Source organism: Embleya sp. NBC_00896 (genome assembly GCF_045207785.1).
Classification (GTDB): Bacteria; Actinomycetota; Actinomycetes; order Streptomycetales; family Streptomycetaceae; genus Embleya.
In genome coordinates, this window is the sequence record NZ_CP108776.1 from 4,193,024 (window position 1) to 4,213,000 (window position 19,977).

Here is a 19,977-nt window from a genome sequence, read left to right on the forward strand (position 1 = left end):
GCGCCCGCTCGAGCGCTCCGCTCGCGAAGCCCCCGATCGCCCCCGGCCGGTTCTCCGGCGGCGGCCGGGGGCTTCGCCCGGTGCGTCGGGAAGCCGAGCGCCGGTTTCCGGGGATTCCGGTGAAATCACCTCTTCCGTACGGCGTTACCCGCCAGTAGGGTCCGAGGCATGGACCTCACGGTGTTCGCCATTCCGGCCTTCACCCTCCTCCTGGTCGTCGAGTGGGTTTCGTACCGATTCGCTCCCGACGACAGCGAGCGCGGGTACGCGGTGAAGGACACCGCGACGAGCCTGACCATGGGCCTCGGCAGCATCGCGGCCGGCCTCGGTTGGGGGTTGCTGACCGTCCTGGCCTGGGAGGGACTGCACGAACTGACGCCGCTGCGCCTCGACTACACGTGGTGGACGTGGGTCCTGGTGATCGTCGGGGTGGACCTCTTCTACTACTGGGAACACCGCGCCGGCCACGAGGTCCGACTGCTGTGGGCCAGTCACGTCGTGCATCACTCCAGCCGGCACTACAACCTGTCCACCGCGCTGCGGCAGACCTGGACCGGGGCGCACCACATCGTGTTCATCGGGCCGATGCTGCTGCTCGGTTTCCCGTTCGCGATGGTCGTGACCTCGTTCTCGATCAACCTGCTCTACCAGTTCTGGATCCACACGGAGCGCATCGACAAGCTCTGGAAGCCGATCGAGTTCGTGTTCAACACGCCTTCGCACCACCGCGTGCACCACGGCTCGAACCCGCAGTACCTGGACCGCAACTACGGCGGCATCCTGATCCTGTGGGACCGGCTGTTCCGCAGCTTCGAGCCCGAGGGCGAGCCGGTGAACTACGGGCTCACCAAGAACATCGAGACGTACAACCCCCTGCGCGTGGCCTTCCACGAGTACGCGGCGATCGCCCGCGACGTGCGCGCCTCGCGGACCTGGCGGGCGCGCCTGGGACGGGTGTTCCGCGGGCCCGGCTGGCAGCCCGCACCGCCGGTGCCGGCCGAGGCGGGCCCGCGACCGGCCGGCGCGGAAGCCACCGCGTGAGGCCACGGGCGCTCCTCGTCGGGTATCTCGTGCTCGGCCTGGCCGACACCGTGTTCGCCGCGATCGACCTGACCGAGCCGCGCTGGGTCACCAAGACGCTGCTGATGCCCGTGCTGGTCGCCTTCCTCGTGGCGACCGCGCGCCCCGGCACCCGGTCGGGGCTGCCGATCGCCGCGCTCGCGGGCGGGTTCGTCGGCGACGTCGGGCTGCTCGTGGACCACGACGCGACGTTCATGATCGGGATGGGCGGGTTCGCGGTCGGCCACGTCTGCTACATCGTGGCCTTCCGGCGCGCGGGCATCTCGATGCCGCGCGGGCTGCCCGCGGTGTACCTGCTCGTGTGGGCCGCGATGATGGCGCTCGTCTGGCGCGGCCTGGACGACTTGCTGGTCCCGGTGCTCGGCTACAGCCTCCTGTTGACCGCGATGGCCGTGTGCGCGGCCGGCGTCTCGTGGCGGGCCGGGCTCGGCGGGGCGCTGTTCCTGTTCTCCGACGCGGTGATCGCGCTGGGGATCGCGGAGGTGGACCTGGTGCCGGGCCAGGACGCGGTCGTGATGCCCGCGTACGTCGCCGCGCAGCTGCTGCTCGCGCTGACCTGGGCGCGATGGCCGTTCGGTCCGGCGAACGCCGAAGCGGCGGCGGACCCTCGGTCCACCGCCGCCACGAACTGAGTGGTCAGTCGGCGTACTTCGCCGCGGCCGCCACGTAGTCGGGCTCCGGGTTCATCGCCGCCGCGAGCCGCAGGTACGGCGCGCCCTCGACGCCGCGACCGGCCCGCTCCAGGGTCCGGCCGAGCGCGTGGGTGGCCCACGCGTCACACGGGTCCAGTTCCACGACCCGACGCAGCGTCGCCTCGGCCCGCCGCAGTTGGAGCGAGAGGAAGTAGGCGCGGCCGGCGAGCTGCTGCACGGCGACGTTGTCGCGCTCCTCGTCGAGCACCGGCTCCAGGATGCGCAGTGCGCCCAGCGGGTCGCGCCGCTCGACCAGTTCCTCGGCCACTCGGTAGTTCTCCAGGGTCAGCGTCACGGTCGGCTCCTTTCGCGGTGCTCGTGACGGCATCGGACATGGGGCAGAACCACATACCCTCGGCAGGTATTCCGGCGGCCCCCGACCGACCCGACGAGCGCGCGGTCCGGTGGCCGGCCGGACCCGCAGCGGTCACGGTGCGGTGTAGCCGCCGTCGACCAGGTGATGGCTGCCGGTGACGAACGAGGCCCGATCGGACAGCAGGAACGCGACCACGTCGGCCACTTCGTCGGCCACGCCGAGCCGGCCCATCGGGTGCAGCCTCGCGAGCGCGGCGTGCGCCTCGGCGTCGGACTCCTTGAGCAGCGGGGTCTCGATGAAGCCGGGGCCGACCGCGGTGATCCGGATCCCGCGCTGCGCGTACTCGATCGCGGCGGTCTTGGTCAGGCCGAGCACGCCGTGCTTGGCGGCGACGTACCCGACGGCGTTCGGGAAGCCGACCGAGGCCAGGATCGAGGCCATGTTGACGATCGCCCCGCCGTTCTTCAGCATCGCGGGGATCTGGTAGCGCATGCAGAAGAAGACGCCGCTCAGGTTGACGTCGATCACCTTGCGCCAGCCGTCCGGCGGGTAGTCCCCGGTGTGCGCGTGCGGGCCGGTGATGCCCGCGTTGTTCACGGCCAGGTGCAGCCCGCCGAACGTCTCGACGGCGGCGTCCACCAGTGCCGCGCAGGACTCGGGCACGGCCACGTCCACCCGCATCCCCCGCGCGGTGCCGCCGGCCTCGTTGATCTCGGCGGCCGTCCGGGACGCGCCGAGGTCGTCGAGGTCGGCGACCACCACGCGGGCGCCGTCGGCGGCGAGTCGCCTGGCGATGGCCGCGCCGATGCCCGAGGCGGCGCCGGTCACGATGGCGGTCTTGGCTGCGAATTCGGCGCTCATGTCTTCGATCCTGGAAGCGGATCGTCGCGGGCGCCTGTTGGCGGGCTCCCGAAGGGCCCCAACGGGCGAACGACCCGGCCACGAGCGGTCCGGCCGTGCCCGGTCCGGCCGGGGCTCACAGCCCGTTCAGGGCCACGTCGAGGCCGCGATCGACGATCGCCGCCTTGACCTCGTCCGAGAGGCGGGCCAGTTCGGTGTCGAGCAGCAGCACGCTGAGCCCGTGCACGGCGGACCACATCACGATGTCCGAGTACGGCCGGTTCTCGGCCGCGAGTCGGCCGCACGCGACCAGGTCGTCGAGCGCGTGGGACATCATCGCGTACGACTCCTCGGACTCGTCCGGCGCGCCGTCCATCTGGTAGGCGCCGCCCGCGGCATCCGCCTGGCGACGGCCGATCGTCGGTTCGTCGTCGGTCATCCCGTAGAAGATCGTCCGGAACAGGCCGGGCTCGGCGAACGCGAAGCGCACGTAGCCCATCCCCGCGGCGCGCAGCCGGCGCATCGCCTCGTCGCCCGGGTCCGGTCGGGGCTCGCCCCGAGCCAACTCGGCGCGCATCGCGGCCGCGAGCATCTGCAGACCGCGGTCCTTGACCGCCATGACCAGCTCGTGGTGGTTGGCGAAATGCCGGTAGGCGGCGGTCGAGGACACCGTCGTGGTGCGTGCGACCTCGCGCAGCACGATCGCCTGCGGCCCACCCGCCCGGGCCAGTTCGACGGCCGCCTCGGTCAACGCGTTGCGGAGATCTCCGTGGTGGTAGCCGCGGCGACCCGCGGCTCCACCGGCTTGCTCGGCTGACATGTTTCTCCGTTCGATCCAGTCCCATGTTGACAGTGCGCACATTCACTGCCAAGTTATCAATGCAAACATTGTTATCGGCGTCAACATCGCTTGTGTGGTTTTGGCACCGTCCGTCCCCCACGGACCGCATGGAAGGTCGATGATCATGCTCGAACGGCTAGGGGATCTCGTGTACCGCCGGGCACGCGCCGTGCTCGTGATCGGCGCGCTGCTGTTGCTTGTCGCGGCCGGGGTGGGCTTCGGGGCCTTCGGCAAGCTCCAGTCGGGCGGCTTCGACGCGCCGAACGCGGCCTCGACCCGGGCCCAGGACACGATCGACGACACCTTCGGCGGACGCCCCAACCTCGTCGTCGAGGTCCGCGCGAAGAACGGCGCGAACGTCGACGACCCCGCCGTCGCGGACGCCGGACGCCGGCTCACGGCGGCCCTCGCGGCCTCGCCGGGCTTCGATCAGGTGGCCTCCTACTGGACCACCAACGCACCCGGGCTCAAGGCCGACGGCGGTCGCGGCGCGCTCCTGGTCGCCCATTCGGTCGAAGACGACATCAGTGAATTGCCGGCGAGCGCGACACCGCCCGCCGACAGCCCGCTCAAGCTCCGGATCGGCGGCGACGCCGCGATCGGCCCGGCGGTCAACGGCGAGGTCGGCCGCAGCCTCGCGATCGCCGAGGCGATCGCCGTACCGCTGACGCTGCTGCTGCTCGTGCTCGCGTTCGGCAGCCTGGTCGCGGCGCTCGTGCCGCTCGTGATCGGCTTCATCGCGATCATGGGCACCTTCGCCGAGCTGTTCGTGCTCGGCAGCCTCACCGACGTGTCGATCTTCTCGATCAACCTCACCACCGCGCTGGGCCTGGGGCTCGCGATCGACTACGCGCTGCTGATCGTGGCCCGACACCGCGAACTGCTGAACTCCGGCCACGACCTGCACGGCGCGGTGGTGGGCACGATGCGCACCGCCGGACGGACGATCCTGTTCTCCGCGGCGACGGTCACCGCCGCGCTCGCCGTGCTGCTGGTCTTCCCCCAGTACTTCCTGCGCTCGTTCGGATACGCCGGCATCGGCGTGGTGGTCGTGTCGGCGCTGGCCGCGCTGATCATCGCGCCGGCCCTGCTGACCGTGCTCGGGCCGCGCGTCGAGTCGCTGCGGATCCGCGGCGTCAGGGGCGTCCAGGGCGGCGAGGCGCCGGTGTGGTCGCGGTTGGCGGAATTCGTGTCGCGCCGGCCCGCGCTGACCGCGCTGCCGGTGCTCGCGGTGCTGCTGCTGGCGGCCTCGCCGCTGCTGGGGGTGCAGTTCGGCACGCCCGACGAGCGGGTCCTGCCGACCAGCACCCAGGCCCGCCAGGTGGGCGACACGCTGCGCGAGGACTACAGCCTCAACGACACCCGTTCGCTGGACGTCGTGCTCGTCGGCGCCGGCGCCGAGGCCCCGGTGGACGCGTACGCCGCCCGGATCGCGGCGATCCCGGGCGTGACCCGGGTGGACGCCGTCGGAGCGGACCGGGTGCGGCCGAACGCCCGCCTGCTGTCCGTGATCACCACGCTGCCGGCCAAGTCGGACGCCGCGCAGGACCTGGTGCGCGACGTTCGCGCGATCCCCGCGCCGGACCGTACCGAGGCCCTCGTCGGCGGCACCGACGCCGCTCTCGTGGACACCAAGACGTCGATCGGCGACCGGTTGCCGATCGCGTTCGGGTTGATCGTGCTCAGCACGTTCGTGCTGCTGTTCCTGTTCACCGGGAGCGTCCTGCAGCCGTTGCGCGCGCTGCTCCTGAACGGGATCAGCATCACCGCGGCGGTCGGGATCACCGTGTGGGTGTTCCAGGACGGGCACCTGTCGAACCTGCTCGGGTTCACGCCGCTGCCCATGGACACGTCGATGACGGTGCTGCTGTTCTGCATCGCGTTCGCGCTGTCGATGGACTACGAGGTCTTCGTGACCAGTCGGATCAAGGAACTGCACGACGCCGGCGCGTCCGATCTGGACGCGGTCCGGCACGGTCTGGGCCGCACCGGGCGGATCGTCACGACGGCCGCCGCACTGCTGGCCGTGACCTTCGTGGCGTTCCTGACCAGCAGCGTGAGCTTCCTCCAGCTGTTCGGCTTCGGCGCGGCGCTGGCGATACTCCTGGACGCGACCCTCGTGCGCGGCGTCCTGGTGCCCGCCGCGATGCGTCTGCTCGGTCGGCACGCGTGGTACGCCCCGGCGCCGCTGCGTCGGCTGCACGACCGGGTGGGTCTGCGCGAGTCCGCGGCCGAGCCGGTGGTGGCGCTGCCGGCCCAGGCCGAGGCGAGGAGCGAGGACCCCGCGCGCGACGCGGTCCGCTGACCGAAGGCGCCGCCGAGCCCGGTCTCTCGGTGCCGGAGGTCAGCCGGTCGGCACGCCGGTGGGCAGGCGGTAGACGCCGGCTGCCACCGGCTCGACCAGGCCGTCGGAGACGAGCCCGTCCAGGGCCCGGGCCCGCTGTACGGGCTCGGGCCACACGGCGTCCAACGCGGCCCGGGGGACCGGCCCTTCGGCGTCGCGCAGCACCGCGAGCAGCTTGCCGCGGACCTGGCGGTCGGTGCCGGCGTAGCTCTGCCCCCGGCGCGGCGGGCCCGCGTAGGCGGGCTTGCCCGCGAGCCGCCACGCGCACAGCGCGGCGACCGGACAGCCCACGCACTTGGGCGACTTCGCGGTGCACACGAGCGCGCCGAGTTCCATGATCGCCACCGCCCATGTGGCGGCCGTCTCGTCGGTGTCCGGCAACAGCGTGGTCGCGGTGCGCCGTTCGGCCGACGTGGTGGCCTGCGGCGGATACTCGACACCGTCGATCGCGCGGCCGATCACCCGGCGCACGTTGGTGTCCAGGACGATGTGCCGCTGCCGGAAGGCGAACGACGCGACGGCGGCGGCGGTGTACTCGCCCACACCCGGCAGCGCGAGCAGATCCGCGTGGGCGGAGGGGACTTCGCCGGCGTGCCGCGCGACGATCGCGGTCGCCGCGCCGTGCAGCCGCAGCGCGCGGCGCGGGTAGCCGAGCCGGCCCCACAGCCGGACCGCCTCGCCCGGTTCGTCGGCGGCCAGCGCGGTCGGCGTCGGCCAGCGGGTCAGCCACGCGTCGTAGACCGGCCGAACTCGGGCCACCGGGGTTTGTTGGAGCATGAACTCGCTGACCAGCACCGCCCACGCGGACGTGTCGGGGGTGCGCCAGGGCAGATCGCGTTGGTGGGCCGAATACCAGTCGAGGATCGGCTCGTGCAGTACGTGTGACATCTCGCTCCGATCCTCGCACGTTACGGGCACTCACTCGCCCGAGTGACGAGGGGTTCTGCCCCCAAATGCCGGAAAGCGCCTGCGACCAGGGCTTCTTCGGGCGCGACACGGCCGAAATTGCAACGCGTCGAACGGTGTGGCTACACCGGACGGCGTAACGATCTCCCCTAGAGTTTGCGCGTGGACTCGATGCGCCGCCCCGTGGGTCACCTGCCGTCAACCGTGTATTGGCGTCGGCGGGTCATCGTGCTGCTCGCCCTCGCGCTGTTGATCGCGCTCGTGGCCTGGGCATGCACTGCCGGTGGGGACTCCGACGACAAGAAGAACGCCTCGAACAAGAAACCGGGGCCGAGCGGCTCGGCCTCGGCCGATCCGGGCACCATCACGCCCGGACCGAACCCGACGACCGGCGCGAACCCGCCGATCCCGGGCGGTAGCACCGGCACGCCGGGCACCGGGGGCACTCCGGGCACGGCCGCCGGCACGTCCGGTCAGCCCGGGGGGCAGCCTGCGCAGACCGCCGGTCAGTCGGCGGGCACGGCCGGCACCGGCGGCGCGGTGAGCGCCGGCGGCAAGGCCGCCCCGAACGGCGGCGTGTGGTGCAACCCGAGCATGATCCGGGTGCAGCTCCTGCCCGTCGAGGCGGGCAAGACCGCCTACAACGCCGGGCAGAACGTGGCGCTGAAGCTGTTGGTCACGAACCAGACCGGGTCGACCTGCTACCTGGATCTCGCGCCGAAGAACGCCTACATCGAGGTGCTGTCCGGCCCCGAGCGGCTGTGGAGCTCGGCCGACTGCGCCACGGGCGCGGCCACCGACGTGCGCCAGCTCCAGCCGGGCGACGCGCAGGCCGTGGCGGTCACCCGCGACTGGTCCTGGACCCGCTCGAACGCCGCGCAGTGCGCGACGAACGGCGGCCAGACCAAGACGGCTCCGGCGGACAAGGCGGCCTACCGCGCGAAGGGCACGCTGGCGGGTCTCGAACCGTCCGGCGAGTTCGTGTTCACCGCCACGGTGGGCAAGTAACGACGAACGCACGAAAGCACGAAGGAGGGCCCCGGCGTCGCCGGGGCCCTCCTTCGTGTTCGTGAGCGTTCTCGTGCCCTGGGGCGTGCGTTACACGTAGCGCTCCAGGATCGAGGACTCGGCGAGTCGGGACAGCCCCTCGCGCACGCTGCGGGCGCGCGCCTCGCCGACGCCGTCCACGGCCTGGAGGTCGTCGACGCTCGCCGCGAGCAGCTTCTGCAGGCCGCCGAAGTGCTCCACGAGCCGCTCGATCACCACGGGTGGGAGCCGGGGGACCTTCGCGAGCAGTCGGTAGCCGCGCGGGCTGACCGCCGAGTCGAGCACCTCGTGGCCCGAGGTGAAGCCGAGCGCACGGGCCACCGTCTGCAGGTCGAGCAGATCGGCGTGCGCGAGGCCGTCGAGCTCGGCGAGCACGTCGGCCTCGGTCCGGCCGCGCTTGATCGCGCGTTCGGGGACGTAGTCGCGCGCGACGAGCTTGCGGTCGTCCTCGACGCCCGCGATCAGCTCTTCGAGCTGGAGCGAGAGCAGCCGGCCGTCGACACCCAGCTCGGTGACGTAGCCGTCGATCTCGCGCGCGATCAGGCGCACCATCTCCAGCCGCTGCGACACCGCGCACACGTCCCGGACGGTGACCAGGTCCTCGATCTCCAGGGCGGACAGCGTGCCCGACACCTCGTCGAGCCGCAGCTTGTACCGCTCCAGGGTCGCGAGCGCCTGGTTGGCCCGGGACAGGATCGCCGCCGAGTCCTCCAGGACGTGCCGCTTGCCGTTCACGTACAGCGCGATCAGGCGCATCGACTGGCTCACCGAGACCACCGGGTAGCCGGTCTGCTTGTTGACGCGCTCGGCGGTGCGGTGCCGCGTGCCCGTCTCCTCCGTCGGAATCGACGGGTCGGGGACGAGTTGGACGCCCGCACGGACGATCTTCGTGCACTCGCGGTCGACCACGACCCCGCCGTCGAGCTTGCACAGCTCGCGCAGCCGGGTCGCGGAGAACTCGACGTCGAGCACGAAGCCCCCCGTGGACAGCGCCTCCACCGTCTTGTCGAAGCCAAGCACGATCAGGCCGCCGGTGTTGCCCCGGAGAATGCGCTCCAGGCCGTCGCGCAGGGCGGTGCCCGGGGCCACGGATTCCAGCGCGGCCCTCACGAGGGCCGCGTCGGCACTCGTGCCCTTGTCGGTCCGGTCATTCGTAGCCACAGAACTCCCCGTGGTCGTTGCCATCCTCGGCCGGCCATCGGCCGTCACCCGGGCATTTGCTCCGGTATGCACGGCCGGGAGCGCCTCAGGACCTGCGGTCGACACAGGTCGGCCGCTACGTCGGAAGATCGGTGGAAAAGTCTAGTGCCTCCCTGCCACCGACCGGTCGTCTTATCCGGCCCGAAGCCGTGTTTTGGCACAGGTCGCGCATGCCGTTCCGTTTGTCGAGTATCTCCGAGGCCACGCTTGGTCACTCCTCGGGGCACCCGGAAAGTTGCCGACCCCCGCCGCGGCGGTCCGACGGGCGGTCGCGGGCACGTCGTGGGAGTCACTCGCGATCGGGCTTGCGCTCGCGGGAGGACACCAGGTTGAAGGCGCGCAGGGCCTCGCGGATGTCGGCCACCTCGATGACCTTCATGCCCTTCGGGATCTTGCCGGGGTCCGGTGGCACCAGGGCGTGCGTGAAGCCGAGCCGGAACGCCTCCGCGAGCCGGCGCTGCACGCCGGTGGCCCGGCGGATCTCGCCGGCGAGCCCGACCTCGCCGACCGCGACCAGCTTGGACGGCAGCGCCACGTCGGCGGCGGCGCCCGCGAGCGCGAGGGCCGCCGCGAGGTCGGCGGCCGGCTCGGTGAGCTTCACCCCGCCGACCGTGGCGGTGTAGATCTCGGTCTTCTCCAGGCGGACCCCGCCGCGCCGCTCCAACACCGCGAGGACCATGCCCATCCGGGCCGAGTCGAGCCCCGAGGTGGCCCGGCGCGGGGTGGGGATCTGGGACGGCGCCACCAGCGCCTGCACCTCGACCACCAGCGGGCGCTTGCCCTCCAGGGTGACCGTGACGCAGGTGCCGGAGACCGGCTCCTGGCGCTGGGTCAGGAACAGCCCGCTCGGGTCGGTCAGGCCGGTGATGCCCTCGTCGTGCAGTTCGAAGCAGCCGACCTCGTCGGCCGTTCCGTAGCGGTTCTTGATCGCCCGGACTAGGCGCAGCCGGGCGTGCCGGTCACCCTCGAAGTGCAGCACCACGTCGACCAGATGCTCCAGCAGGCGCGGGCCGGCGATGGAGCCGTCCTTGGTGACGTGGCCGACCAGGACGGTGGCGATGCCGCGCTCCTTGGCGATCCGGATCAGCGCGCCCGTGACCTCGCGGACCTGGGACACCCCGCCCGGCGCGCCGTCGATCGCGGGCGAGGCGATGGTCTGCACCGAGTCGACCACCAGGAGCGCGGGCTTGACCGCGTCGACGTGGCTGATCAGCGCGGCCAGGTCGGTTTCGGCGGCGAGGTAGAGCTCGTCGTTGAGCGCGCCGATCCGGCCCGCGCGCAGTCGGACCTGGGAGGCGGACTCCTCGCCGGTGATGTAGAGCGTGCGGGCGGTCGGGGACGCGGACTTGCTCGCGACGTCGAGCAGGAGGGTGGACTTGCCGACCCCCGGCTCGCCCGCGAGCAGCACGACCGCGCCCGGGACCAGGCCGCCGCCGAGGACGCGGTCGAGTTCGTCGACGCCGGTCGAGCGGAACTTGGCGGCCTTGACGTCGATGCGGCCGATCGGCATGGCCGCGGCGGTCACCGGCCCGGCGGCGATCGAGCGCGCCTTGGGGACGCCGAACTCCTCGACCGTGCCCCACGCGTGGCACTCGTTGCAGCGGCCGAGCCATTTCGGCCCGGTCCAGCCGCATTCCGTGCAGCGGTACGACGGGCGATCCTTCGTGGTGGTCCTGGCCATGCCAGGAACGTTAACGGGCCGCGCCGACAACCGATTACACGATGGACGATCACGGTCGGAATGTCTTGATCCTGTCACCGAGCCGGTAAAGCGATGGTGACCATGGTCGTGATCTCCCTACCGTGTGGCGGCATGGCGGGTGGGGACGTAGCGGGGCAGTGGTCCGGCACGACGGACGCGACGGACGGGACGCGCGACGCCGTCGCGCTGTACGACACGTACGGCGACGCCCTCTTCGGTTTCTCCGTGGAGCTGGTGCGCGACCGGGAGCTCGCCGAGCGGGTGCTGCGGGACACGCTCCTAATGGGCGCCCGGCGGCTGCGCGTGCTGCGGGAGCGGAGCCGGACCAGGGCGCTGCTGTACGCGCTCGCCCGCGCCGAGTGCGAGCGGGCGGCCCCCTGGCGGCCCGGCCCCGGCGTGGTCGAGCAGGTGCTCACGGCGGGCGCCGCGGTATGGATCGTGCCGGATCGCCACCGCTTGGCGCCGCTGGTCCCGTACGCGTTGTGGGCCGTGGACGAGGTCGAGCGGATCGCGTTGGACCTGTCGGTGCGGCACGGCCTGGGCGGCGCGGAGATCGCCGACGTGCTCGCGATACCCGAGCGGCACGTGGGTCGCACGCTCGCCCGCGGCCGGCAACAGTTCGAACAGGCCGTGGCCGTGTACGCGGTCGCGACCCATCCGCGGCGGGATTGCCCGGAGCTCGCGCTGCTGCTGCCGGACGCGGGCGCGGCCGTCGACTCGGCGCTGCGCCGGCCGCTGCACCTGCACGTCGACTCGTGCCCGGACTGCGTGGTGCTCGGTCCCGACGCGGTGGACGCGGGGGCGCTGCTCGGGGGCGGTGCGCTGCCGCCGGCGCCGTACGGGATCCGGATCGACCTGCTCGCGGCGGATCTCGGGGGCGAGGCCGTCGACGCGGGGCGGAACGGGTTCCCCAAGGGCCTGGGCCGGCCGCGCTCGCGGGTGCCGGTGGCCGTGGGCTGCCTGGTCGCGACGTCGCTCGTGCTCGGTCTCGTCGCGTTCGCCCGGGTGGGCGACGACGACCGGGGCTCGCCGGTCGCGTTGAGCACGGCCCAGGAGCCCGATCGGCCGGTGTTCGTGCATCCGTCGCCGTCGGCCGAGCCGAGCGCGGTGGCGTCGACCCCACCACCACCGCCGACGACGGCGGCGGCCCCCGGTACGCGCGCCGCCACGCCCAAGCCGACCGCCAAGACGACACGGGGCGCGAAGCCCACGACGGGTGCCCCGGCGCCGCCCGGCGCCGGCGCGCAGCAGATGGACCCCCGGTCGGCCACGACCGACGCGAACGCGGCGGGCACGTTGACCTGGTCGCAACGGGACGCGGTGGACCTCGGGGTCGGCGGCGCGCCGCGGACCGTCCGGCTCACCGCGACCGGCGGACCGGTCACGTGGTCGTTGGGCGTGTCGGAGAACGACTGGCTCACGGTGAGCCCGCGATCGGGAAGCCTGCGCGCGGGGCAGTCGGTTTCGATCACGATCTCGGCGAATCCCGACAAGGCCCCGGCGCCCACGTGGACGGTGACGCTGTCCCTTCGCCCCAACGGTGATTCGCTCACGGTAGAGGGGGTCGGCCGGCGCTTGGTGGTCCGGTGAAAAATTTCGCTCAAAGGTGACGGACATTCACTCGAAAGTATGATTGTCGACCTCGAAAGGCGTATGAAAGTGCAAATCGCCTGAGTCGGGGGCTCTCGGACACCTACGTTCACGAGCGTGACGGATTCGGTAACCGGCCCGGTCTCGGCCCCCGCCGCGGTGCTTTCGTGGGGACGCGCCGCCTACGACGCCTATGCCGAAGGGCTCTACACCTACTGCCTCTCGGTGCTCCGCGACCACCAGGCGGCCTCGGAGTCACTACGCAGCACCTTCGTGCTCGCCGATCGTCACATCGGCCGGCTCCCCGACCTGGATCTGCTCAAACCGTGGCTCTACGCGCTCGCCCGGTACGAGTGCCTGGTCCGGCTCGACGCGCACGTGCGGGTCGGCGGCGGCCCCGCGCGCCCCGAGGACGTCCGGGTGGTGTGGGCACACGAGCGCAGCCTGCCGCCGCTCTCGTCCGACGCCGACGAATACCCCGACCTGTTCCCCGGCACCGAGGCCGGCCGCGCACCCGGCCGGCGGCGCGGCGACCTGGACGACCTCGCCTGGCCCGAGGCCGTGGGGCTGGGGCCCGAGCGGCGCGAGGCGCTCGAACTGTCGGTACGGCACGGGCTCGACCCGCGCGGCCTGGCCGCGGTGCTCGGGTGCGACGAGCAGCAGGCCCGCAGCCTGCTCCTGGGGGCCGGCCGGGAGGTGGACCGGACCCGGGCGGCCGTCGCGGGCGCCGAGGCCTCACACGGGTGCCCCGAAGGCCAGGAACTGGCCACCGGGCGGCTCACCTCGACCCTGCGCGAGCGCCTGATCGCGCACGTCGAGACGTGTCGGCGGTGCGGGCCGCACGTGCGGCGCGCCGCGACCCACCTCGCGCCGACCACCGGGGCCGCGGCCGCGCCGGTGGGGCTCACCCTGATCGCGCCGCCGGCGGCGCTGCGGATCGAGGTGCTCGGCGAGGTCGGCAAGGGCCGGTCGGCGCAGCGTCCGCCGGAGATCGCGCGGCGGGTCGCCGAGTTCGACCGGACCGGCTTCCCGGTCTTTCCGATCCACGTGGTCGAGCGCGGCAACCGGCGGCGGGCCACGGTGATCGCGGCGGTCGTGGTGGCCGCGGTCGTCGCCGCGCCCGCGCTCGCGCTGTGGCAGGCGTCGGGCGGGTCGGCCGGCGAGGCGACCACGAAAGCCGTCACCATCGCCTCGGCCCGGGTGGACGGCGCGAACAAGGCCGCCGCGCCGGCGCCGGCCGAACCGGAGCGTTCGCCCGCGGCGCCGTCGGTGCGTCCCGCCGCCTCGGATTCGGCGCCCGGCCGGGAGCCCGGCCCCACGACCGCGCTCGCGCCGCCGGCCGTGGCCCGGCCGGAGATCGGGCCCGGGGCCGAGCAGGTTCCGCCGCCGCGCGGCGCGTCGGCGCCGACGCCGCCGCGGGTCACGGTTACCGGCAAAGGCGACCGCACGATCCTCACGCTGCGCAACACCGGCCCGGTGCCGGTCGACTGGCGCGCGGACACGGCGGCGCCGTGGCTGCGCCTGAGCCGGTCGCGCGGCACGCTCGCCCCCGGGCAGCAGGACACGATCACGATCACCGTCGACGCCGAGCAGGCCCCGAGGGGGTCGTGGTCGGCCAGGGTCGTGGTCGAACCGGGCGACGCGGTCGTCACGATCGAGGGCCGCACCGGCGAACCGGCCCCGTCCCGATCGCCGACGAGCCCGCCGGTCGCGACCACGCCACCCGCCCCGACCAGGACCCCCGTCCCGACGGGCTGAGCCCCCGGCCGGGGGCGGACGCCGGGTCGGACGCCGCCTTCGGACGCCGCGTCGGTCAGTCGACCGGGTCGGCCGGATGCGGCGCGACCGGCCGCCCGTTCGCGAGCCGGGTCTCGCACGCCTGCACCAGGACCGCGTACGCGGCCTGGCCCATCAGCTCGCGCAGCTCCGGGCCGTACGACTGGTACACCGGCTCGCCCGCGCCGTGCGCCTCGGTGCTCCCGGTGCACCACCAGTGCAGGTCGTGGCCGCCCGGCCCCCACCCTCTGCGGTCGTACTCGCCGATCGTCACCATCAGCACGCGCGTCTCGTCCGGCCGGTCGATCCAGTCGTACGTCCGGCGGACCGGCAGCTGCCAGCACACGTCCGGTTTGGTCTCCAGCGGGTGCACGTCCTCACGCAGCGCGAGCGCGTGCAGCGAGCAGCCCGCGCCGCCCGCGAAGCCCGGCCGGTTCAGGAACACGCACGCGCCGTCGACCAGACGGGTGCGTTTGTCGCCGTCCTCGAACTCGCTCACGCCCTGCTCCATCGCCAGGTCGTGGAACTGCCAGGTCTGCGGCGTCAGCCGTTCGGCCCAGGCCAGCACGCGCTTCTCGTCGTCCTCGTCGGACCAGTGCGCGCCCAATGAGCAGCACCCGTCCGGCGCACGGCCGGCGACGACACCGTGACAGCCCGCGCCGAAGATGCACTGCCAGCGCGATGTCAGCCACGTGAGGTCGCAGCGGAACAGCTGGTCGGCATCGTCGGGGTCGGGGAATTCGAACCAAGCGCGTGGAAAATCCAGGTCTACCTCGGGCACCGGATCAGCCTACGGCTCACACCGGGGTGTTTCGGTCAAGCAAAGGCGTGGCAACCGAGGGACCGCCCCCGCTCGCGGCCCGGGTCCGACGGATTACCTTCGGGGACATGCGACTCGGTGTTCTCGATGTGGGCTCCAATACGGTCCATCTGCTCGTGGTCGACGCCCATCAGGGTGCTCGCCCCCTTCCCGCGTACTCGCACAAGCACGAGTTGCGCCTGGCCGAACTGCTCGAGCCGGACGGCAGCATCGCCCCGCACGGGGTCGATCTGCTCGTCCGCACGATGGCGAGCGCCCTGGAGATCGCCGAGGACAAGGGCGTCGAGGACCTGCTGCCGTTCGCGACGTCGGCGGTGCGCGAGGCGGCCAATTCCGAGGCGGTGCTCGATCGGGTGCGGCGCGAGACGGGCGTGGACCTCCAGGTGCTCACCGGCGCCGACGAGGCCCGGCTGACCTTCCTGGCGGTGCGCCGCTGGTTCGGCTGGTCCTCCGGCCGGCTGCTCGTGCTCGACATCGGCGGCGGCTCGCTGGAGATCGCGGCCGGTGTCGACGAGGAGCCGGACGCGGCGGCCTCGCTGCCGCTGGGCGCGGGTCGACTCACCCGTTCGTGGCTGCACGGCGACCCGCCGTCGCTCGACGAGGTGCGGCTGCTGCGCAAGCACGTCCGTGCCGAGATCGCGCGCACGGTCGCCGAGTTCAGCCGGCTCGGCCGCCCCGACCACGTGGTGGCGACCTCCAAGACGTTCAAACAGCTCGCCCGGATCGCCGGCGCGCCGGCCTCGGGGGAGGGCCCGTACGTGAAGCGGCTGCTCACCCGGGCCGGTCTCGCCGACTGGCTGCCCCGGCTCGCGACGATGTCCTCGGCCGAGCGGGCGACCCTCCCGGGCGTGTCCGTGGGGCGGGCTCCACAGCTGGTCGCGGGGGCGATAGTGGCCGACGCCGCGCTCGACCTGTTCAACGTCAACGCGCTGGAGGTGTGCCCGTGGGCGCTGCGCGAGGGGATCATCCTGCGCCGCCTGGATTGGATGGACTGATGGGAGCGTCCCAGCCGTGACGGCGGCCGATGGTTCTACTCTGGGCGACGTGGCCGACCACGACATACTCACGGGTACGGGGGCCGACACGTCCGAGGCGCGCCTGCCGGACGCGGTGCTTCGGGTGCCCGACGCGAAGATCGCCCTGTCCACCGCCTCCGTCTACCCCGAGTCCACGGCCGACGGTTTCGAGATCGCCGCTCGGCTCGGGTACGACGGCATCGAGGTCATGGTCTCGACCGACCCCGTGAGCCAGGACGTCGAGGCGCTGCGCCGCCTGTCCGACCACCACGGCGTGCCCATCCTGTCCGTGCACGCGCCCTGTCTGCTGATCACGCAGCGCGTGTGGGGGACGGACCCGTGGACCAAGCTGGTGCGGGCGCGCGACGCGGCCGAGCGGCTCGGCGCCGCGACGGTCGTCGTGCATCCGCCGTTTCGCTGGCAGCGCAGCTACGCACGCGACTTCGTCCGCGGCATCGAGCGGATGGCCGACGAGACCGACGTGCTGTTCGCGGTCGAGAACATGTTCCCGCTGCGTTACCGGGACAAGGAGGTCGCGGCCTACGCGCCGGACTGGGACCCCTCCGACGAGGACTACCGGCACTTCACGCTCGACCTGTCGCACACCGCGACCTCGCGCTCGGACGCGCTCGCGATGCTCGCCCGGATGGGTGATCGGCTGGGGCACGTCCACCTCGCCGACGGCAGCGGCTCGCTCAAGGACGAACACCTGGTCCCCGGGCGCGGCACCCAGCCGTGCGCGGAACTGCTCGAACACCTCGCCCGGACGTCCTTCGCCGGGGCGATCGTCCTGGAGGTCAACACGCGGCGGTGCGGATCGCGCGCCGAGCGCGAGGCCGACCTCGCCGAGGCGCTCGCGTACACCCGCCTGCACCTGGCGGCGGAAGCGGAGGCGGAGCGACGCTATGGCTGAATCGAGTACGACCTCGGGACCGGAGCCCACCCGGCGCCGCGGGCCGGGCCGCCCGCCCGGCCGGCGCGCGGGCACGACGCAGACCCGCGAGAGCATCCTGGACGCGGCCCGGGTCGAGTTCGCCGCGCGCGGCTACGCGGGCGCGTCGGTCCGCGCGATCGCCCGCGGCGCGGGCGTCGACCCCGCGCTGGTGCACCACTACTTCGGACCCAAGGACCGGGTGTTCATCGCGGCCATGGACCTGCCGCTGGATCCCGAGACGCTCATCGCCGACGTGTTCGCGATGGGCGTCGAGCACGCGGGCGAACGCCTGGCCGCGAGGTTCATGACCCTGTGGGAGCACCCCGAGACGGGAACGCGCCTGCTCGCGATCATGCGTACGGCCGTCCTCGACGGCGGCGACCCGGCGTTTCGCGAGTTCGTCGGCGCCGAGCTGACCGCGCGGCTGGCCGAGCGGATCGGCACGCCCGACGCGGCACTGCGCGCGAACCTGTGCGTGAGCCAGATCCTCGGGGTCGCCCTCACCCGCTACGTGCTGCGTCTGGAACCGATCGCCTCCGCCGCGCCGGAGGAGATCGCCGCGCGGATCGCGCCGATTCTCCGGCTCCACCTGGGGCCTGTCTTCAATCCCACGCCGAGCACCGCGACGCCCGGCATCCGCCCTTCGGGCTCCTCGCTGCGCTCACCTCGCCGCCCCGGTGAACCGCCCGAATAGAACCACTATGCGAGCGCTTCCCCGGCACGCCGATGCACGGCACCGGACGCCGCGGAGCCCGACGCGGGATTGAAGACAGGCCCTAGGCGGCGGCTGAGCGGCGCTCCGGCCCCGCTCCGCCCCCGTTCCGGCCCTGGCCCGACCCCGGCCCGGCCTCGATCGGCCGCCCGCCGAGGGGTCGCATAGTGGACGTCCGCGCCGTCGATCCCGGTCGCGGACGTAAGCTCGAAAGCACCCCGGATCCACCGGTGAATTTGCTGAGAGGGTGTGTGCAGTGCCGCAACTCAGGTCTCGGACGGTCACCCACGGTCGCGAAATGGCGGGCGCTCGCGCGCTGCTGATGGCCGCAGGCGTCAAGCGTGAGGACTTCGGCAAGCCGATCATCGCGGTTGCCAACAGCTTCACCGAGTTCGTACCGGGCCACACCCACCTCCAGCCCGTCGGCCGGATCGTGTCCGAGGCCATCTCGGCCGCCGGCGGCATCCCGCGCGAGTTCAACACGATCGCCGTCGACGACGGCATCGCGATGGGCCACTCGGGCATGCTCTACTCGCTGCCCTCGCGCGAGCTGATCGCCGATGCCGTCGAATACATGGTCAACGCGCACCAGGCCGACGCCATGGTGTGCGTGTCCAACTGCGACAAGATCACCCCCGGCATGCTGATGGCCGCGCTGCGGCTGAACATCCCCGCCGTGTTCGTCTCCGGCGGTCCGATGGAGGCCGGCACCGCGGTCATGGTCGACGGTCGGGTGCGCCCGCACCTGGACCTGATCACCGCGATCTCCGACTCCGCGTCGGACCAGGTCTCCGACGAGGACCTGGAGCGGATCGAGAACGCCGCGTGTCCGACCTGCGGATCCTGCGCGGGCATGTTCACCGCCAACTCGATGAACTTCCTGGTCGAGGCGATGGGCCTCGCGCTCCCGGGCAACGGTTCGGTGCTCGCGACGCACACCGCGCGCAAGGCGCTGTACGAGGGCGCGGGCCGCACGGTCGTCGAGATCACCAAGCGCTACTACGAGCAGGACGACGAGAGCGTGCTGCCGCGCAACGTGGCGACCCGGCAGGCGTTCGAGAACGCGATGGCGATGGACATCGCCATGGGCGGCTCGACCAACACGATCCTGCACCTGCTCGCGGCCGCGCAGGAGGCCGAGATGGACTTCACGATGGCCGACATCGACGTGCTCTCGCGCCGGGTGCCGTGCCTGGCGAAGGTCGCGCCGAACAACGCGCCGTACCACGTGGAGGACGTGCACCGCGCCGGTGGCGTGCCCCGGCTGCTCGGTGAGCTGCACCGTGCCGGGCTGCTGCACGAGGACGTCGGCTCGGTGCACACCGACAACCTCGCCGAGTGGCTCAAGACCTGGGACGTGCGCGGCGGTTCGCCGTCGGCGGAGGCCATCGAGCTGTTCCACGCGGCCCCCGGCTGCGTGCGCTCGGCGACCGCGTTCAGCCAGTCGGAGCGCTGGGACGCGCTCGACCTGGACGTGGCCGCGGGCTGCATCCGTGACGTCGAGCACGCGTACAGCAAGGACGGCGGCCTCGGCATCCTGTACGGCAACCTCGCCGAGGCGGGGTGTGTCGTGAAGACGGCCGGCGTGGACGAGTCGATCTGGACCTTCTCCGGCCCGGCCGTCGTGGTCGAGTCGCAGGAGGAGGCCGTCCACGCGATCCTCAGCAAGCGGGTCAAGGCGGGCGACGTCGTGGTGGTCCGGTACGAAGGCCCCAAGGGCGGGCCGGGCATGCAGGAGATGCTCTACCCGACGTCGTACCTCAAGGGTCTCGGGCTCGGCGCCAAGTGCGCGCTGATCACGGACGGGCGATTCTCGGGCGGCACCTCCGGTCTGTCGATCGGGCACGTCTCGCCGGAGGCGGCGGCCGGCGGCACGATCGCCCTCGTGCGCGACGGCGACACCGTCACGATCGACATCCCCAACCGGACGATCGACCTGGAGGTCTCGTTCGAGGAACTGGCCGAGCGACGCGAGACGCTGCTGCACGACCTGGGCAAGTACCGCCCGGTCGACCGCGACCGCCAGGTGAGCACCGCCTTGAAGGCGTACGCGGCGATGGCCACCAGCGCGGACCGGGGCGCGGTGCGCGACGTGTCGATGTTCGACTGATCCACGGCGATTCCCGAAAGGGCGTCCCGGCTTCGGCCGGGGCGCCCTTTC

17 protein-coding genes are annotated in these 19,977 nt (G+C 72.6%); 10 read left to right on the top strand and 7 right to left on the bottom strand.

All coding sequences use genetic code 11. The annotated features are described in order from the left end of the window. Positions 1-168 precede the first annotated feature (168 nt). Both OG928_RS19150 and OG928_RS19155 read left to right on the top strand, forming a co-directional pair. Complete coding sequence (locus OG928_RS19150) at positions 169-1,041, top strand: sterol desaturase family protein (protein WP_406285299.1); 873 nt, start codon at positions 169-171, stop codon at positions 1,039-1,041. Continuing rightward, on the top strand, positions 1,038-1,712 hold the full coding sequence (locus tag OG928_RS19155) for a lysoplasmalogenase (RefSeq protein ID WP_406285301.1): 675 nt from the start codon (positions 1,038-1,040) through the stop codon (positions 1,710-1,712). Before OG928_RS19150 ends, OG928_RS19155 begins: the two co-directional genes overlap by 4 nt. Before the next feature lie 4 nt (positions 1,713-1,716). Here the strand turns inward: OG928_RS19155 and OG928_RS19160 are convergent, their stop codons facing one another. The 3 genes from OG928_RS19160 to OG928_RS19170 all read right to left on the bottom strand — a co-directional run bounded on the left by OG928_RS19160 (position 1,717) and on the right by OG928_RS19170 (position 3,748). Next, positions 1,717-2,067 (bottom strand): tetratricopeptide repeat protein, encoded by a 351-nt coding sequence (locus tag OG928_RS19160; protein ID WP_406285304.1) that lies wholly within the window; start codon positions 2,065-2,067, stop codon positions 1,717-1,719. Between the two features lie 132 nt (positions 2,068-2,199). After that, positions 2,200-2,949 carry an SDR family NAD(P)-dependent oxidoreductase gene (locus tag OG928_RS19165; protein ID WP_406285306.1) on the bottom strand — a complete coding sequence of 250 codons (750 nt, stop codon included), beginning with the start codon at positions 2,947-2,949 and terminating at the stop codon, positions 2,200-2,202. Positions 2,950-3,064: 115 nt separating this feature from the next. Then, entirely contained in the window at positions 3,065-3,748 is a 684-nt protein-coding gene (locus OG928_RS19170) for a TetR/AcrR family transcriptional regulator (RefSeq protein WP_406285309.1), read from the bottom strand. Between the two features lie 145 nt (positions 3,749-3,893). Between OG928_RS19170 and OG928_RS19175 the strand changes: the two genes are divergently transcribed. Then, on the top strand, positions 3,894-6,074 hold the full coding sequence (locus OG928_RS19175; protein ID WP_406291074.1) for an MMPL family transporter: 2,181 nt from the start codon (positions 3,894-3,896) through the stop codon (positions 6,072-6,074). Between the two features lie 39 nt (positions 6,075-6,113). On the opposite strand, the gene OG928_RS19180 is transcribed toward OG928_RS19175, so the two are convergent. Further along, the gene (locus tag OG928_RS19180; RefSeq protein ID WP_406285312.1) at positions 6,114-7,001 is read right to left on the bottom strand and encodes an A/G-specific adenine glycosylase; all 888 of its coding nucleotides are present in this window, start codon (positions 6,999-7,001) and stop codon (positions 6,114-6,116) included. 180 nt (positions 7,002-7,181) lie between these two features. On the opposite strand from OG928_RS19180, the gene OG928_RS19185 reads away from it, so the two are divergent. Then, a complete protein-coding gene (locus tag OG928_RS19185; protein WP_406285314.1) occupies positions 7,182-8,027 on the top strand; it encodes a hypothetical protein in 846 nt (281 codons plus the stop codon). Positions 8,028-8,117: 90 nt separating this feature from the next. Here the strand turns inward: OG928_RS19185 and disA are convergent, their stop codons facing one another. Both disA and radA read right to left on the bottom strand, forming a co-directional pair. Beyond that, a complete protein-coding gene (disA, locus tag OG928_RS19190) occupies positions 8,118-9,227 on the bottom strand; it encodes a DNA integrity scanning diadenylate cyclase DisA (protein WP_406285316.1) in 1,110 nt (369 codons plus the stop codon). A gap of 328 nt (positions 9,228-9,555) precedes the next feature. Next, positions 9,556-10,947: a DNA repair protein RadA gene (gene radA / locus OG928_RS19195; RefSeq protein ID WP_406285318.1), complete on the bottom strand. Its 1,392-nt coding sequence runs from the start codon at positions 10,945-10,947 to the stop codon at positions 9,556-9,558. A gap of 132 nt (positions 10,948-11,079) precedes the next feature. On the opposite strand from radA, the gene OG928_RS19200 reads away from it, so the two are divergent. Beyond that, on the top strand, positions 11,080-12,558 hold the full coding sequence (locus OG928_RS19200) for a BACON domain-containing protein (protein WP_406285320.1): 1,479 nt from the start codon (positions 11,080-11,082) through the stop codon (positions 12,556-12,558). A 117-nt stretch (positions 12,559-12,675) separates the two neighbouring features. Next, on the top strand, positions 12,676-14,316 hold the full coding sequence (locus OG928_RS19205; RefSeq protein WP_406285323.1) for a BACON domain-containing protein: 1,641 nt from the start codon (positions 12,676-12,678) through the stop codon (positions 14,314-14,316). Positions 14,317-14,371: 55 nt separating this feature from the next. Here the strand turns inward: OG928_RS19205 and OG928_RS19210 are convergent, their stop codons facing one another. After that, on the bottom strand, positions 14,372-15,115 hold the full coding sequence (locus tag OG928_RS19210; protein WP_406285325.1) for a hypothetical protein: 744 nt from the start codon (positions 15,113-15,115) through the stop codon (positions 14,372-14,374). A gap of 107 nt (positions 15,116-15,222) precedes the next feature. Between OG928_RS19210 and OG928_RS19215 the strand changes: the two genes are divergently transcribed. The 4 genes from OG928_RS19215 (at position 15,223) to ilvD (ending at position 19,926) form a co-directional block, all read left to right on the top strand. Further along, a complete protein-coding gene (locus OG928_RS19215; protein WP_406285327.1) occupies positions 15,223-16,149 on the top strand; it encodes a Ppx/GppA family phosphatase in 927 nt (308 codons plus the stop codon). Positions 16,150-16,264: 115 nt separating this feature from the next. Beyond that, positions 16,265-17,083: a sugar phosphate isomerase/epimerase family protein gene (locus OG928_RS19220; protein ID WP_406291076.1), complete on the top strand. Its 819-nt coding sequence runs from the start codon at positions 16,265-16,267 to the stop codon at positions 17,081-17,083. After that, positions 17,076-17,798 carry a TetR family transcriptional regulator gene (locus tag OG928_RS19225; protein WP_406285329.1) on the top strand — a complete coding sequence of 241 codons (723 nt, stop codon included), beginning with the start codon at positions 17,076-17,078 and terminating at the stop codon, positions 17,796-17,798. Before OG928_RS19220 ends, OG928_RS19225 begins: the two co-directional genes overlap by 8 nt. Before the next feature lie 274 nt (positions 17,799-18,072). Then, positions 18,073-19,926 carry a dihydroxy-acid dehydratase gene (gene ilvD / locus OG928_RS19230; RefSeq protein WP_406285332.1) on the top strand — a complete coding sequence of 618 codons (1,854 nt, stop codon included), beginning with the start codon at positions 18,073-18,075 and terminating at the stop codon, positions 19,924-19,926. Positions 19,927-19,977 lie beyond the last annotated feature (51 nt).